Consider the following 13,952-nt stretch of genomic DNA (forward strand, 5'->3'; position numbering starts at 1 on the left):
CCCCCCCAACCGCTCCGGTCGAGCCCGCACCGCGAGCTCAAGATCCCCCCGAGCAAGCCCAAGCTCACCGCGCTCACGCAGCAACTCCCCCCGATAGCAATAGGTCGCCTCAGCATCAATATACAAATAGTGCGCTTTCCCCTCCTCCCACAACTCCAGCGCCCGGTCCCCACGCCCAAGCAGCATCGCCGCCGCTCCCGCGCCGACATACCCCCACCGCGTACGGGTCGCGTACCAGATCCGCTCAAACAGCACAAACGCCCGCTCATACTCACCACGCCACATCAGCAACTCGGCAGCGTAAGTAACAAAAAACGGAACCGCCGGATACTCAGCAGCCAGCCGCTCAAATTCACGGATGACCTCATCGAGCGGCCGGTGACAAGCCTGCAATTGCAGAAGCTCCGCGCGGTGACGCGGCGACTCGATCTCCAGCCACCGCAGCGAGCCATCCTCACTCGCCGTCGTCAGTCGCTTCGAGCGGTTGCCCCCGAGTCGCCCAAGCGCCCGCGCGATGCTGTTGACCGCTGTCTGATGATCGGCCTTCGTATCGCCAGGCGCATCGTCACCAAGCAGCGCACGAATGTTCGTGTCGACAATAAACCAAGTATCGTGATCGATCCGCCGATTCGGCGTATGGTGCTCCTCAACCAGCGCGCGCAGCAGCTGCCAGGCCGGAAAGTCGCCGATCGAGACCTCATTGACCTCAAAGCGCGCCGCCGAGTACTCACCCTGCTGATCGAGAATCTCCGCCCGCCACAGCCGCGCTTCGTCATCGCGCGGGTCGAGCTCCAGCGCGCGCACCAGCAGCGCGAGCCCCTCACCCGACCGGCCACCGAGGTGCATCGCAATCCCAAGCGTGCGCAAGGCCGCGGCGTCACTGGGATCATCGACCAGCAGCCCCCGAGCCAGCGAAGCGGCGCCCTCATGCTCACCGCGCCACAGCCTGGACGTCGCAAGCTCCAGGCTCGCCTCCCGACGAGTGCGCTCATGAGCACCGGGGTGCTCACGCACGATCAGCTCCAGAGTAGCCTCGGCGAGCAAAAAATCACCCGCCTCACGCTGCATTCGAGCCGTCGCCAGCAGCTGCTCGGGCCGCCGCGCCAGCCCAAGCATGCGCGTCGCGGCCGACCGAGTGAGCTCATGATCACGAGCAGCCGCGGCGACATACGCAAGTCGAAAGTGGACATCGAACGCGCTCGCGTCCTCGCCCGCGTCGCTGGCCGCAACCGCCAGCAGCGGCGCCGCGAGCTTGGGCTGACCCAGCAACTCGAGCAGCTCCCCAGCATGACGGGCGTCGTTGCCATCGCGCACACATGCAGCCAACCGCTCGGCGCTAGCCTGAGCACGAGCGACATCGCCCCGATAGGCGGCCATCATCGCGGCACACGCGAGCGCGCCCCGGCTGTCATCGGCCTCGATCAAATCAGCATGTCGCCCCCACCACGCGAGCGCGCGCTCGAACGCGCCGCTCGCAAGCCACAGCGCAACACCAAATTGCGCGAGCGTGGATGGCCTCAGCCGCTCACTCGCGCCGGCCAGAGCCGCCTCGATACTCGCAATCTCATCCGCGGAGAGCTCCGCAGCGTCTCGGACACGAGCGGCGCCACCCAGCAACTCGTCGACAACCACAATCGCATGATTCGAGCTCACCCCCGACCCACCAAATACCCGCATGTCCTCGAGTTCGCTGATCAACGCCCGCGCGTCGGCGAGCCAGGCCCGCGCGGGTGGTGAACGCAGCAAGCAGCGCTCCACAGCCTTGCTCAACCGCGCGAGCGTGGCCTGATCGGGGCAGGGAAGCCCCCGCACACGCAGCGCCGCCGGGCGATGCGGATCGATCGAAGCCTCCACTCGAAACCACGTGTCGCTGGGCGCCCGATACAAGAACTCGACGCCCCGAGTGTTGGCGCGCAGGCTGACGGGTCGCACGCCCGGCGGCCAGGCAGCCATCCACGCTGGGATCGCCAAGCGCGGGCGGGGGCCGGCGTGATGCGAAGGGGTTGGCTCGTGCTCTCGCATGCGTCGCAAGGCGGGCAGCCTCGAACGCTACGCTATGCCCTGCGCGCAGGCACATCAAGCAGGGTGCCCGCGGGTGGTGCTCGCGCGCTACCATGCGCGGATGACCACGCAGCGTCGGTTCGTGAGCGCAGGCCTCCTCTTGCTACTCGGCGCCTGCGGGTCTGGCTCGGCCGACAGCGGCACCGGCGAGTCGGCGAGCACCAACCCCGAGACGAGCGACGCGACCAGCACGAGCACCAACTCCGAGACGAGCGACGAGACCACGACGAGCACGCAGCCCGAGACCACCGACGACGGAGACCTGCCCGGTTTCACCGAGTGCGACATGTTCGCGCAGGACTGCCCCGACGGTGAGAAGTGTGTGCCGTTCGCGGAGAACGGTCCAAGCTGGGACAACGCCAAGTGCGTGCCGGTCACCGGCGCAGGCGCCCCCGGGGAGCCATGCACGACCGACGGCATCGTCGCGGCCAACGACGACTGCGACGCGACCAGCTTCTGCTTTGGCTACGACCAAGACAACGCGGGCGGGCGCTGCCATCCGTTTTGTACCGGTGACATCACCATGCCCGAGTGTATTGACGGCTGGGTGTGCTCGGTCCCGGCTCAGGGTCCGTCAGTCTGCGTCCAGGAGTGCGACCCGCTCGCCGACAATTGCGGGGCCGGCTCGGAGTGCGTGTGGACCGGCTCGCTGTTCACGTGCATCGACGAGGGCGAGGCGGCCGCGGCCGGGGAAGCCTGCATGTTCGTCAATGACTGCGCGTCCGGCCTGCTGTGCGCGAACAGCCAGGCTGTCGATGGCTGCGCTGACGACGGCTGCTGCACACCCTTTTGCAGCCTGATGGCGGGCGACGGTCCGTGTCAGATGCTCAACCCCGCGCACTCGTGCGAGCCGTTCTTCATGCGGGCGCCGATCGGCTATGAGGACGTCGGCGCCTGCGTGCTCGCGCCCTGAAACCTCGCTGCCAACCGGCGCTTCAGATCCCACTCGGCTGGCGCGTACGCGTTGACGTTGGCGTAGCCCAGTCGAGAGCACCGGGGCTCGTCCTGCTACTCTGGGAGCGCGTGGAGCCGCAGCAAGCAGCGACGATCGTCGGCACCGATCGCAAGCCGTGGCGGTGGTTGGCGGCCTGCTCGCTGTGCGCGTCGCTCGGGTGCGGACCAGCAACGCCAGCCGCCGATCCACACCCAACGCTGCAGGCCCAGCGCCCCGCGAAGAACCTCGAGCTCGACCCCGCCTCGGACTGGGAGCGAGCGCCCTACACCGGGTGGACCCGAGCCCACTACGAGGCCGTGTTCGCTCGCTTGCTGCTGGGCTTCGTCGCCCACCGCTCCCCGGCGGGCGCCCGCACCCGCTACCCAGGCGGCGACGAGCTGCCCGCGTCGATGGAGGGGGCGATCCGCATGCTCCCGGCCTTGGGTGCCTGGCTGGCGTGCGACTGCAACCCCGATCGCGTCCGGGTGAACGACCAGGAGTTCGACGTGGCCACGCTCGCGCGCGACATCGTCAGCAACGGCACCAACCCGGCCAGCGCCGACTACTGGTACCCGATCGGCAAGGGCTGGGCCCAGCGCAAGGTCGAGGCCGCGAGCGTGGCGGAGTTCTTGGTCCACACCCGCGCGCGCGTGTGGGAAAACCTCGACCCGTTCGAGCAGGCCCGGATCATGTTGTGGCTGCGCGCCGCCGACGAGCCGCTGGCGGCCAACTGGCTCGGGTTTCAGATCGCCCGCAACAGCGCCCGCGTGGCGTTTGATCGGCCGGTCCCCCGCGGCGCGCTCGAGCGCCAGCTCGACCTGCTCGAGGCCGATTACGTGGGCGACGGGTTCTACGGTGACGGCGCCCCGCAGCGGTTCGACTGGTACAACGCGTTCGTCATCCACCCGGAGCTCACGTTCTGGCGGGCGGCGATCGAGCATGAGGGTGCGCGCGAGCAGGCGCGAGCGCATCGGGTCGCCGCGCGGACCGAGGCGTTCCTGCGCCAGCTGCCCTACCTGTTCGACAGCGAGGGACGGGTACCGCCGCTGGGTCGCTCGCTGGCCTACCGCAGCGCCGTGCTGGCGGCGCTGCACAGCTCGGTGGTGGCCGGCGATCATTTCGTCGAGCCAGGCCTCGCCCGGCGCATGAGCTCGGGCAACCTGCGCTTTCACGTGCAGGCGGGCATGTTCGACGACGAGCACGTCCTGACCCGCGGCCACCACGGCGAGCAGCCGCTGGTGCTCGAGAATTACGTCCGGCCAGGTTCGCAGTACTTCATGACCCGCGCGCTCGGGGTCTTGGCCCTGCCGCCGACGCACGCGTTTTGGACCACGCCCGAGCAGCCGCTGCCGGCCGATCTTGGCGACTTCGTGCGCGCGATCCCAGCGATCGGCTGGATGATCGAGCACGACAAAGACGGCGCCGGGCTGGTGCTCCACAACGTCGGCTCGAGCACCCGCAAGGCCAGCTATCACGATCGCTACAAGAAGCTCAGCTACGCGGCGGCGACATGGTTTGCGAGCGAGACCGAGGGCGCGCGGCCCTACGACGCGACGCTGGTCAGCGCGCTGCATCGGCGGTTCGAGATGCGGCGCGCGGGCGCGAACGCGTGGGCGGTGGCGCCGGGGTTGGCGTGGTCGCGCTATGCGATCGCGCCCGAGCGCCTCGGCGAGACGTCGGCCAAGCTGCCGGTCGACTGGATCTCGAGCGCGGTGCTCACGTCGTCGGTGTCGCTGGATCCGACCCCCGCGGACCCGGCCCCAAACACGAGCGTGCGGGTCAGCTGCGTGTACCCGGCCATGAACTCGGCCGCGCGCGCCTACGAGGGCAGCCTGGCGCTGATCGATCGCGGGTTGATCGATCACGGCCAGACCGACGCGGGCTCGCCGTGGTGGTACATGCAAACCAGCGAGGGGGTGGGCGCGGGCGCGGTGTTGCTGGCCGGGCTCCACGGCTGGACGCGCGCGGGGCCGCGGCTGGACTGGACTGGACCAGCCCAACACGTGCTCGGTGGCGAGGCCGTGTGGATCGGGCTTGGCGTCGATCAGGCGTCTCCACGATCGAGCTGCTTCGCGAGCTTGCAGCGCGTGTCGGCCGAGCCGTTTGATCCGGCGGCGGTGCTCGCCGCGGCGCCAGTTGTCGAGCTCGAGGGGAGTCACGCAACGGTTCGCTGGGCGGACGGTGGGCTGGGTTGGGTCGACCTCGCGCGCAAGCCAGGTGAGCGCACGCTGGCGCTCGGACCCGTGCGGCTGACGGGTCCGCTGCGCATGGCGAGCAGCTCTGAGCGCGATGGGGTGCGCACGGTCGTGGGTCACGGCCTTCGCACCCTCACGGACGAGCGCGGTCCGCTGCTACAGGCGACCCAAGGCCCCGTGACCCTCGCGTGTCAGATCGAGGCGAAGCGCCTGCGCTGCGAGATCGACAGGCCGTCGTCGGTCAATCTCGGACCCGACGCGGGCCCGGCCACGCTGCGCTGGCAGGCCTCAGGCTGGTCGGGGGGCCCGACGACGAGCACGGAAGCCCACACGGTCACGTCCTCCAAGACCGGGTGGATCGCCCTCGACCCGCCGCCGCATGTGACGAGCACCGTGATCTTCGAGCTGACGGTCGGGTAGACTCCGGCCCATGCAAAAGTACGCGCTCGCGCTGACCATGGCCCTGACCTTCGCGTTCACGGCCGTCGCCTGTGACAAGAAGGATGAGAAGGCCGACGACAAGGCCGACAAGGCCGACGACAAGAAGGGTGACGACAAGGCCGACGACAAGGCCGACGACAAGGCCGACGACAAGGCCGACGACAAGGCCGACGACAAGGAAGACGGCGGCTGGTAGTCGCGCCGCAGCGAGTGATCGTCGTCGCCTGTGTGGCGGGGGCGCTGCTCGGCTGTAGCGAGCCCGAGCCGGTCGCGGCCGACGTCGAGCACGACGTCATCGAGGACGCTCCAGATCCCCACGCCGACGCCCGGGCTCGCTTGCTCGAGCTCGAGCGAGCACAGCGGGAGCAGCTCGACTTTGCGACGATCCCTGCCTCGGATCAGCGGCTCGGGTCCAACCCCTACCGGGTGATCGCGCTGCCGGATCGTCGGTTCGCGGGCCTGCTGCGCGGCGCCGATCAGCTCGTCGTGTTCGACGAGCACGGCGCGGTGCTCCACACGGCCGCGACGCCGCACGATCCAACCGACGTGGCCGCGCGGGGCGGGGAGCTCCTGGTCGTGGGGACCGGTGAGGCTCGAGTGGTGCGCTACGACGCGAGCACCCTCGAGCGACTCGGCGATGTCGCGCTACCCAACAGCCTGGCCCCGCGGGCGATCGCGGCCACGCCCGACGTCGTGTGGGTCGCCGACGAGGGGCACGGCCAGCTGCACCGCTTGCGCCCTGGTGACGGCGGCGAGCTCGAGGTGGTCGAGCGACAGGCCTACTGTCGCGGACCGATCGCGCTGCATGCCGAGCCCGAGCTGCTGCTTGGCAACTGCCTGCTCGACCATCGGATCCGCGTCGACCGGATCATTGATGGCGAGCTGCACCCGCTCGAGGGCCCGCGTCACGACGGGCCGATCTGGTCGTTCGAGCTGGGCCGTGCTGATGCGCAGGGGGTCCGGTTGCTGGCGCTCACGGGCGTCGAGGACCACCCGCTCGAGCGCCGCGACGGCGGCTTTGGCTACATCGACTCGTTCGTGTTCATCTACGCGCTGCGCGAGTCCAGCGTCGAGCGACTGACGAGCGTCAATGTCTCGGAGCTCGGGGTGGTCACGCCCAAGTGGTCGCAGTGGCTGGATGACGCTCAGACCGATCCCACGCCGACCTTGCGGCTGGCTGGCTACGCGACACCCGAGCTGCTGACCCTGCGCTGGGCCAACGGCTTCGACGCGGCCCCCGAGGTCGCGCGCGGCCCTGGCCTGCCCGGGACCACCGACGCCGCGCTGCTCGGAAACAATGAGCTGTGGGCCGCTGATCCGCTGCTGGATCGCTGGCTGCACCTCACCGCCGAAGGCGCCTCTGGCCCCGCCGCGACGCCCGATGATCGCAGCTTCGAGGAGCGGCTTGGCGAGGCCCTGGTGTTCACGGCCGCGATGGCGCCGTGGAACCCCGCGACCGGCAAGCGCAGCCGCTTCACCTGCGAGACCTGCCACTTCGAGGGGCGCGGTGACGGTCGCGTGCACTTCACGGGTCGAGAGTTCGAGGGCCGCCCGGTCCATGCGAGCAGCAAGCCGCTGCTGGGCCTGTTCCCCAACCGCCCCCACTTCAGCCGCGCGCTCGATCGAACCACGACCAAGATGATCGACAACGAGTTTGGCGTGGCCAACCGGCACAGCGGCCGCGAGCCGTGGTTTGCGCTCGACGTCGACACCCTCCCGTGGTTGGCCCAGCTCCCGGGTTGGCCCGAACAGGGCGTCGACGGGGAGACCCTGCGCCGGGCGTTGCTGCGGTTCTTGATCCGGTGGTCGATGCCCAGCAACCCCGTGACGCGTAGCCGCGACCAGTTCGAGCCGCTCGAGGCCCAGGGCGCCACATTGTTCGCGCGCTACTGCGAGGGCTGTCACCAGGCCCGGCTCGTCGCCGATGATCCCAGCACCCGCGTCGCGCTGGGGCCCGGCGGTGACCTCGAGCCGTGGCGGCGGTTGATCTTCGCCGCAAACGCGCCGCTGATCTGGGCCAGCGACGCCTACGCCCAGACCGGCATTGTCCCGTGGGTGCACCCGGACGGGGCGCGGGTGCCCGCCCTGCGACGGCTGTATCTGAAGTGGCCCTACTTCACCAACGGCGGCGCCGACAGCCTGGACGCCGTGCTCGAGGGGGTGCGCCTGCGCGAGGATTTCGGCGACTCGTGCGATCACGAGCTGGGCCCCGCGAGCGGTGCGGCCGTGGGTCTCGACAATGAGCAGCGCGCGGCCTTGCTCGCGTTCATGCGGCTGCTGTGATGGCGTGGTGTTCGAGCCCGAACCGCTGCAAAAAACCGTGGTGATCTTTGTCATCCACAATCGCGGCTGCAAGCGCGGTTTCTCGCGTGTCAGCGGTCGTCCAGCGACGCCACCAACGCTATGCTCGGGCCATCGGGCGGGAGCGGATGACGTTGACGACAATGCCGAACACGGGGGCACCTGAGCCGGGCGCTCCGGTGGTGCTCACGGACGCAGAGTCGACGTTCCAGGGCCGCCCGAACGAGCGCGGCGCCGTGACTCACGCCAGCGAGCGGCCCGAGCTCGACTGGGCCGGCGACATTGAGGACCAGCGCGTGTTTGCGTTGGTCCGTTCGCGGATGTTCGCTCGCAGCGGGGTTCTGCGAGTGGGTCGCTATCGGATCGTGCGTCGGCTCGGCGCGGGGGCCATGGGCGAGGTCCAGCTCGCGATCGACGAGCAGCTCGATCGCGCGGTCGCTGTCAAATTCGTCCACGCCCACCTCGCCCACCACCGCTTCACCGAGCGGCTGCGCGTAGAGGCGCGGGCCCTCGCCCGGCTCGCGCACGCCAACGTCGTGCACATCTACGAGGTTGGTGAGCAGCACGGCCGCGTGTTCCTGGCCATGGAGTACATCAACGGCCAGAGCCTGCGCGACTGGATCGCGCAGGCGCCCGGCTGGGAGCGGGTGCTGTCGGCCTATCTCGAGGCGGCGCGCGGGCTGGCGGCCGCTCACTCGGCCGGCGTGATCCACCGCGACTTCAAGCCCGACAACGTCCTGCGTGGCGCGGAGGGTCGGATCGCCGTCGCCGACTTTGGGCTCGCGGCGCTCGACCGACCCCCGACCGCGGACGACGAGGATCCCGAGCCTCGGCCCGCGTCGCGCTATCCGTGCGCTGAAGCCAGCGTCACCGAGACCTATGCAACGCCCGGCAGCAAGGACGACGGCAGCGCTTCGTTCGTCAGTCGCCCAGGCGAGGTCAAGGGCACGCCGGCCTACATGCCACCCGAGCAGTTCCGCGGCCGGTCCGACGCGCGCGCGGATCAGTTCGCGCTGTGTGTGTCGATCTACGAGGGCCTGTGGGGCCAGCGGCCGTTCGCCCGGCGCACGGTCGGCGAGATGCTCGACGGGGAGGTCGACTGGCTGCCGCTCACACCACCCGCGCGAGCACGGGTTCCCAAGTGGATCTGGCCGCTGATCCGACGCGGCCTCGCGGTCAATCCCGATGATCGCTGGGACAGCGTCGACGATCTGATCGCGGCGCTCGAGCGCGGGCTCGGTCGGCGACGTCGTCGAGCTCGGCTGATCGGCTCGGGCGTCGTCGCGCTCGCCGTCGGCTTGTTCAGCGGCGTGGGCGTGGCCTGGTGGGGTGGGGCCCCCGGCGTCGAAGACTGCACAAACGTCGCCCGCGAGCTCGCGGACACGTGGGATCGAGATCAGCGCGCGCGGCTGAGCCAGGCCTTGGCGAGCGCGGCCGAGTCGTCGGGCGCGGCTTGGTTGACCGACAGCGAGGCGCCGATCGTCGCGGGCCTGGATCGCTGGCGCGATCGCTGGCTCGACAGCCGGGCTGAGCTGTGCCGCGGGCGAGCCGGCGGCGATCCGGTCGTGCTCGATCGCGTTGGCGCGTGCCTGGAACGTCATCACCGCTCGACCCAGGCCTTGGTCGGGCTGATGCTGGCCGCCGATCTCCCGACCCTGCGCGAGGCCCCGCGGGCGGTGGTGCGGCTGGAGGATCCGCGGGCCTGCGCGAGCGAGGCCAGGCAGGGCGGCCCACCCGATCCGCCGCGCGCGGTCGCTGCTGAGGTCGAGGAGGTTCGGCGCGAGCTGGCGTTGGTCGAGGCCGATCTGCTGATCGCCCATCATGCGACGGCGCTCGCAAGCATCGACGAGCTCGGGCCACGCGTGGCGGCGCTGGGTTACCTGCCGCTGAGCGCCGAGCTCGCCCACGCCCGTGGCCGCGCCTTGCTCGACGGTGGGCACACGGCGGACGGGCTCGAGGCTTTGGAGCAAGCCGCCGATCTCGGCGAGGCCGGCCATCACGATCGTGTGGTTGCAGACAGCTGGCGGCGCATGGCGGGCTTCGCCGCGACGACGAAGCGGGACCTCGACGCCGGGCGTCGGTGGCTGCGGCGCGCCGATGCTGCTGCTCGGCGGGTCGGTGTCGCTCCGCTCGGCCCGCTCGGTCCCGCCGACATGGCGCGGCTGGACTTTGTTCGCGGCAATCTTCAGCTGCTCGAGGGGCAGTTTGCTGCCGCGTTCGATCAGCTCGAGCCGCTGGTGGCGGTGTTCGAGGACGAAGTCGATCACCAGGATCTACTGTTCGCCGCTCACACCACCACGGCGCTGGGCGTGGCCGTGCTCAACCAGGGTGATCGGGACCGCGCGATCGAGCTGTTCGGGCGCTCGCTTGGGCTGCTCGAGCGGGTTCACGGCTCTGGTCACCCCGACGTCGCGCTCGCGGCCTACAACCTTGGACAGCTCTCGCTCGAGGCCGGGGACGCCGAGCTGGCCCAGATCATGCTCGAGCGCGCCGTGCAGATCTGGGCCCTCGCCGACGAGCTCGAGCTGCGCAACGTCGGGCGCGCGCAGCTGGTGCTTGGTCAGCTCGCGCTCGCCCAAGGTCGGACCGACGCGGCGCTCGACCACGCGACCGCGGCCGCGACGGCGTTCGAGCGCGCGACCAGGATGCCGATCGAGCAGGCCGAGGCTGCGTCGCTGGCCGCTGCTGCGCACTACTTCTTGGCCCAGGCGGGGCCTGCCGTTTTGGCCTACCGTCGGGCGATTCAGGGCTACGCCAACGCCTACGGGGAAGACGACGTCTACGTGGCCTACTTTCGGGTCGGCCTGGGGTGGGCGCTGCTGGCTGACGGGCAGATCGAAGCCGCCCGCGTCGAGTTCGAGGCCGCGCTCGTGGTGATCGAGGCCAAGGACGGCGGCAGCACGCAGGCCGTGGATGCGCGCTTTGGGTTGATCAGCGTTGATCTGGCTTCTCACCAGCTCGAAGCCGCGCGCGCACGGCTGGCGCGGTTTGACGGGCACGAGCTCGCGGGCATGGAGGCGATGGAGCTGGAGCTGTTTCGCGGGCTGCTCGCGCTGCGTGGCGACCGTGCTGACCGTGCTGACCATGCCGCTGGGGCGGCGGCGCTGGCTTCGGCCCGGGCTCACGCGAAGACGGTGGCTTCCGGGGAGGCGACGCTCGCGATCTTGCTTGCCAGCGTCAACGCGACCGACGAAGAGCGCCGGCTTGCTGGCGAGTGAACGAGAATGGGTCATGAGATGAGCTGTCATCAATCAAACTACTCCATCACTGTTGGGGGTCCTGTGGATCCGCAGAGCTTGAGCTTCGAGACCAACTCGACGATCACCGTTACCTTCATTGCGCCTGCGGGTTACAGTATTTTGGGGGTCGTGTGCGATCCACAGTCGACGCCGCCGACGAACTACCCGCTCCCGAGTGTTGCTAGCCCTACGGTGGTGTTTAGTAATCCTAACGGCGAGGCGGTCGACTTCTCGGTGTGCGTGCGTGATAGCTCGCCCGATCAAGCGGTCGGGATGCGGGGGCCTACGACGACGATCATCTTCAAGCCGCGCACGACCTGTCCGACCTGAGTGAAGGCCCGGCCCTGACCGGCGAAGCGTACTTCTACTTCCCTCCGCGTCTTGCCACGGCGCAAGGCGCTTGCTGCGGCTTCGCCTTGACGCTCTGGTACCGGCTGCTGAACCCAGCACAGACGCAACTCGGCTGGAGGCCGCCTGCTCTCGGTGCCCCCACAACGGGCGACTGTGCATCCGAGAGAGTACTCACGGGGCATGGTTGCATTTGGGCTGATCCAGGCGGACGGGGTGCTCACCGTTCTGGAGATGCCAACACGCGACTGCAGTGTTCAGAATGCTCCCCTCGCGCGGCCGTGCTCGTGCTCGACACGACCAGCGGCCAGATGAACAACGTAGGCGATCGATTCAAGACCGGAGCGTCGTGCACGACCAGCGGATCGTACGTATTCGATACGTACGTCGACGGCACGACAACACCCCAACCGACCACAGAGGAGCGTGTCATCCTGCTGACGCGAAACGAGACCTTCCCGCCGATCAAGTCCGCCGAGAAAAGCGCGTGGTGGAAATTGCAGCGCATCACGTAGGAGACCGACCAACCAAGGTCACCCACCTCGGCGAGGACTGCTCGTCGAGGTGGGGACGGGCCCGAGGCAAGACGAGAGCATGGTGGACAAGCCATCGGTGCGCTGTCTATCCTTCGCCGATGCGATCGTTCCGCCCTGCACGAGTCCGGCTGAGAAGACCTCCACGGTCTCTGAGTTCCCGAACGCCCCTGGATCCGGCTCGCGGACCTCAACCACGAGCAGGCCAAGGAAAGCTCTGCACGCTCGGGCTCATCCCGCTGTTGGCTTGCTCGCCGGTTGATTTTGAAGGTCGCCTGGCGACTCTCGAAGCCGAGGAGGTTCGTCGAAAAGCGAAGCTCGACACGCTCGAGCATCAGATCACCTCGGCGGAGCTGCGGGTCAAACATGCCAAGGCTCTCGCCAAATACCACGAGTGCAACGCACTCGTCGCCGGCATCGAGGCCGAGGTGGTTCTCCAACGAGCAGGTTGTTTTCAAGAAATTTCCGAACACACCGAGTGTGTCGCTACCAATGAAAAGAACCGCTCGAACGCCACTGCCGCGGGTTGTGTCCTTGGTATCGGCTTCGCGGTTTTGACGGGCGGCGCCGCGGCACCCATTGCCCTGGCCGGCTGTGCCGGTGGCGCAGTCGTCGTTCACGCGACGAGGACCAAATGCGGTGACGTGCCCCGGTGCGCGGCACAGCTCAACAGCATGGAGCGAGTCGTATTGACCAGGCTGGGTCTCGCGGCCATCCCGACGTGCACCGAGCCACCGGAACCAGAGCGAGTCGACCCTCCCAAGCCCCGCGAAGTCGCGGCGCCCACCGTGGTTCGACCCGCCCCCGTCGAACGGCGGACCATCTGCACGGATCAGCGGGTCGCCTGGGTCGAGTTTGTCGTTCCGGCGCGCAAGGCTGACGGGAGGAGCTGGGATGCGCGCGGGGGCGTCCCCGACCTGCGCTACACGATCTACATCGAGGGCCAAAAGCTCTATGAGTCACCGGTGCACGAGACCTTGGAGTGGCGTCACCAGCCCCAGGCTGAGGTCCGCGTGGCGCCTCAACAGCAGCTCTCCATCCAGTTGCTAGATTCCGACCAGCAAAGCTCGGAGACCATCGCGGTGTTTCGCAGTATCATTCCCGCGGACACCAGCGAAGCATTGGACGTGTCGGCCGGGGCAGCGACCGCCAGGATCAAGCTCGAATGCATCGAGGGATGAACGGCACAGCCGCAGTGTTCGCCGTCGTGTTGGCCGGCTGCAGTTCGGCGTCGGGGCAGGCCCGACTGAGCCAGCTCGAGACACAAGCGCAGGAGGACGACGAGATCATCGTAGGTCTGTCCGAGCGGGTTGCTGCCTTCGAGCGCACCGTTGACGAGTTGGTAGATCTATACCAGCAGGCGTCCGACACGCTGGAGGCCGCCGAGCACAAGTATGAGCTCGCACGACGCTCGGGTGACGCGAGCTCGCAGGCGTTCCAGCGCGCGGCCAGCGACTACGAAGTAGCGAGTCGCAGGTGGAGGTTGGTCACCATCACGCTGCTCGCCGCAGCGAACTGGGACTACGCCGGTCACCTTTGCCACACCCGCATGACGACAGCTGCATACCGCAAGAAGCTTCGCAAAGAAGGCATCGACCTCGACGGACTCGACGCCGATCACGGGCTGCCGAAGAGCCGGGGCGGCGCTGATCATCCGCTCAACTATCGAATGATCGACTCCAGTCTCAACCGATCGCTCGGGAACGACGTGATGCGCAAGCTGATGGAGCATCCGCTCCACATTCTGCGCGGCACCGCTGTTTCTGCGCTCATGCGCTTGCGGTGCTCGCCGCGACTTTAGGCTCCGCGTACGAACTCGGGCCCGATGGCCTCGACGAGTACACGGGTTTGGCAGGTGGCGTCGACGACCTTAAACCACGACCGCCTCGCGTAAGCTGGC

11 protein-coding genes are annotated in these 13,952 nt (G+C 68.6%); 10 read left to right on the forward strand and 1 reads right to left on the reverse strand.

Annotated features, from left to right (window positions below; translation table 11 throughout):
* Positions 1-1,116: tetratricopeptide repeat protein (locus ENSA7_RS42015; protein WP_146157292.1), on the reverse strand; the 1,116-nt coding region annotated here is incomplete at its 3' end.
* Positions 1,117-1,143: 27 nt separating this feature from the next.
* On the opposite strand from ENSA7_RS42015, the gene ENSA7_RS42020 reads away from it, so the two are divergent.
* The 10 genes from ENSA7_RS42020 (at position 1,144) to ENSA7_RS03770 (ending at position 13,853) form a co-directional block, all read left to right on the forward strand.
* Positions 1,144-1,737, forward strand: coding sequence for a hypothetical protein (locus ENSA7_RS42020; protein ID WP_146157293.1), 594 nt, complete (start codon positions 1,144-1,146; stop codon positions 1,735-1,737).
* Between the two features lie 385 nt (positions 1,738-2,122).
* On the forward strand, positions 2,123-2,974 hold the full coding sequence (locus tag ENSA7_RS03735; protein WP_106087811.1) for a hypothetical protein: 852 nt from the start codon (positions 2,123-2,125) through the stop codon (positions 2,972-2,974).
* Positions 2,975-3,084: 110 nt separating this feature from the next.
* Entirely contained in the window at positions 3,085-5,610 is a 2,526-nt protein-coding gene (locus ENSA7_RS03740; RefSeq protein ID WP_181233080.1) for a DUF2264 domain-containing protein, read from the forward strand.
* A gap of 10 nt (positions 5,611-5,620) precedes the next feature.
* The gene (locus ENSA7_RS03745; protein WP_106087813.1) at positions 5,621-5,827 is read left to right on the forward strand and encodes a hypothetical protein; all 207 of its coding nucleotides are present in this window, start codon (positions 5,621-5,623) and stop codon (positions 5,825-5,827) included.
* A gap of 14 nt (positions 5,828-5,841) precedes the next feature.
* A complete protein-coding gene (locus ENSA7_RS03750) occupies positions 5,842-7,914 on the forward strand; it encodes a YncE family protein (RefSeq protein WP_106087814.1) in 2,073 nt (690 codons plus the stop codon).
* Positions 7,915-8,114: 200 nt separating this feature from the next.
* On the forward strand, positions 8,115-11,150 hold the full coding sequence (locus ENSA7_RS03755; protein ID WP_181233082.1) for a serine/threonine-protein kinase: 3,036 nt from the start codon (positions 8,115-8,117) through the stop codon (positions 11,148-11,150).
* Between the two features lie 216 nt (positions 11,151-11,366).
* Positions 11,367-11,501, forward strand: a complete 135-nt coding sequence (locus ENSA7_RS45695) for a hypothetical protein (RefSeq protein ID WP_280523970.1) — start codon at positions 11,367-11,369, stop codon at positions 11,499-11,501.
* Between the two features lie 299 nt (positions 11,502-11,800).
* The gene (locus ENSA7_RS03760; protein WP_244923704.1) at positions 11,801-12,034 is read left to right on the forward strand and encodes a YjzC family protein; all 234 of its coding nucleotides are present in this window, start codon (positions 11,801-11,803) and stop codon (positions 12,032-12,034) included.
* Positions 12,035-12,294: 260 nt separating this feature from the next.
* Positions 12,295-13,233 carry a hypothetical protein gene (locus tag ENSA7_RS03765; RefSeq protein WP_106087816.1) on the forward strand — a complete coding sequence of 313 codons (939 nt, stop codon included), beginning with the start codon at positions 12,295-12,297 and terminating at the stop codon, positions 13,231-13,233.
* Positions 13,230-13,853, forward strand: a complete 624-nt coding sequence (locus tag ENSA7_RS03770) for a hypothetical protein (protein WP_106087817.1) — start codon at positions 13,230-13,232, stop codon at positions 13,851-13,853. Before ENSA7_RS03765 ends, ENSA7_RS03770 begins: the two co-directional genes overlap by 4 nt.
* Positions 13,854-13,952 lie beyond the last annotated feature (99 nt).

This window comes from Enhygromyxa salina (assembly GCF_002994635.1).
In the GTDB taxonomy this organism is placed as follows: domain Bacteria; phylum Myxococcota_A; class Polyangia; order Nannocystales; family Nannocystaceae; genus Plesiocystis; species Plesiocystis salina_B.

Excerpts from the sequence above, each read along its gene's own strand:
- ENSA7_RS03745 (WP_106087813.1), top strand. The coding sequence starts at position 5,621 with ATGCAAAAGTACGCGCTCGCGCTGACCATGGCCCTGACCTTCGCGTTC.
- ENSA7_RS42020 (WP_146157293.1), top strand. The coding sequence starts at position 1,144 with ATGATCACGAGCAGCCGCGGCGACATACGCAAGTCGAAAGTGGACATC.
- ENSA7_RS03770 (WP_106087817.1), top strand. The coding sequence starts at position 13,230 with ATGAACGGCACAGCCGCAGTGTTCGCCGTCGTGTTGGCCGGCTGCAGT.
- ENSA7_RS03735 (WP_106087811.1), top strand. The coding sequence starts at position 2,123 with ATGACCACGCAGCGTCGGTTCGTGAGCGCAGGCCTCCTCTTGCTACTC.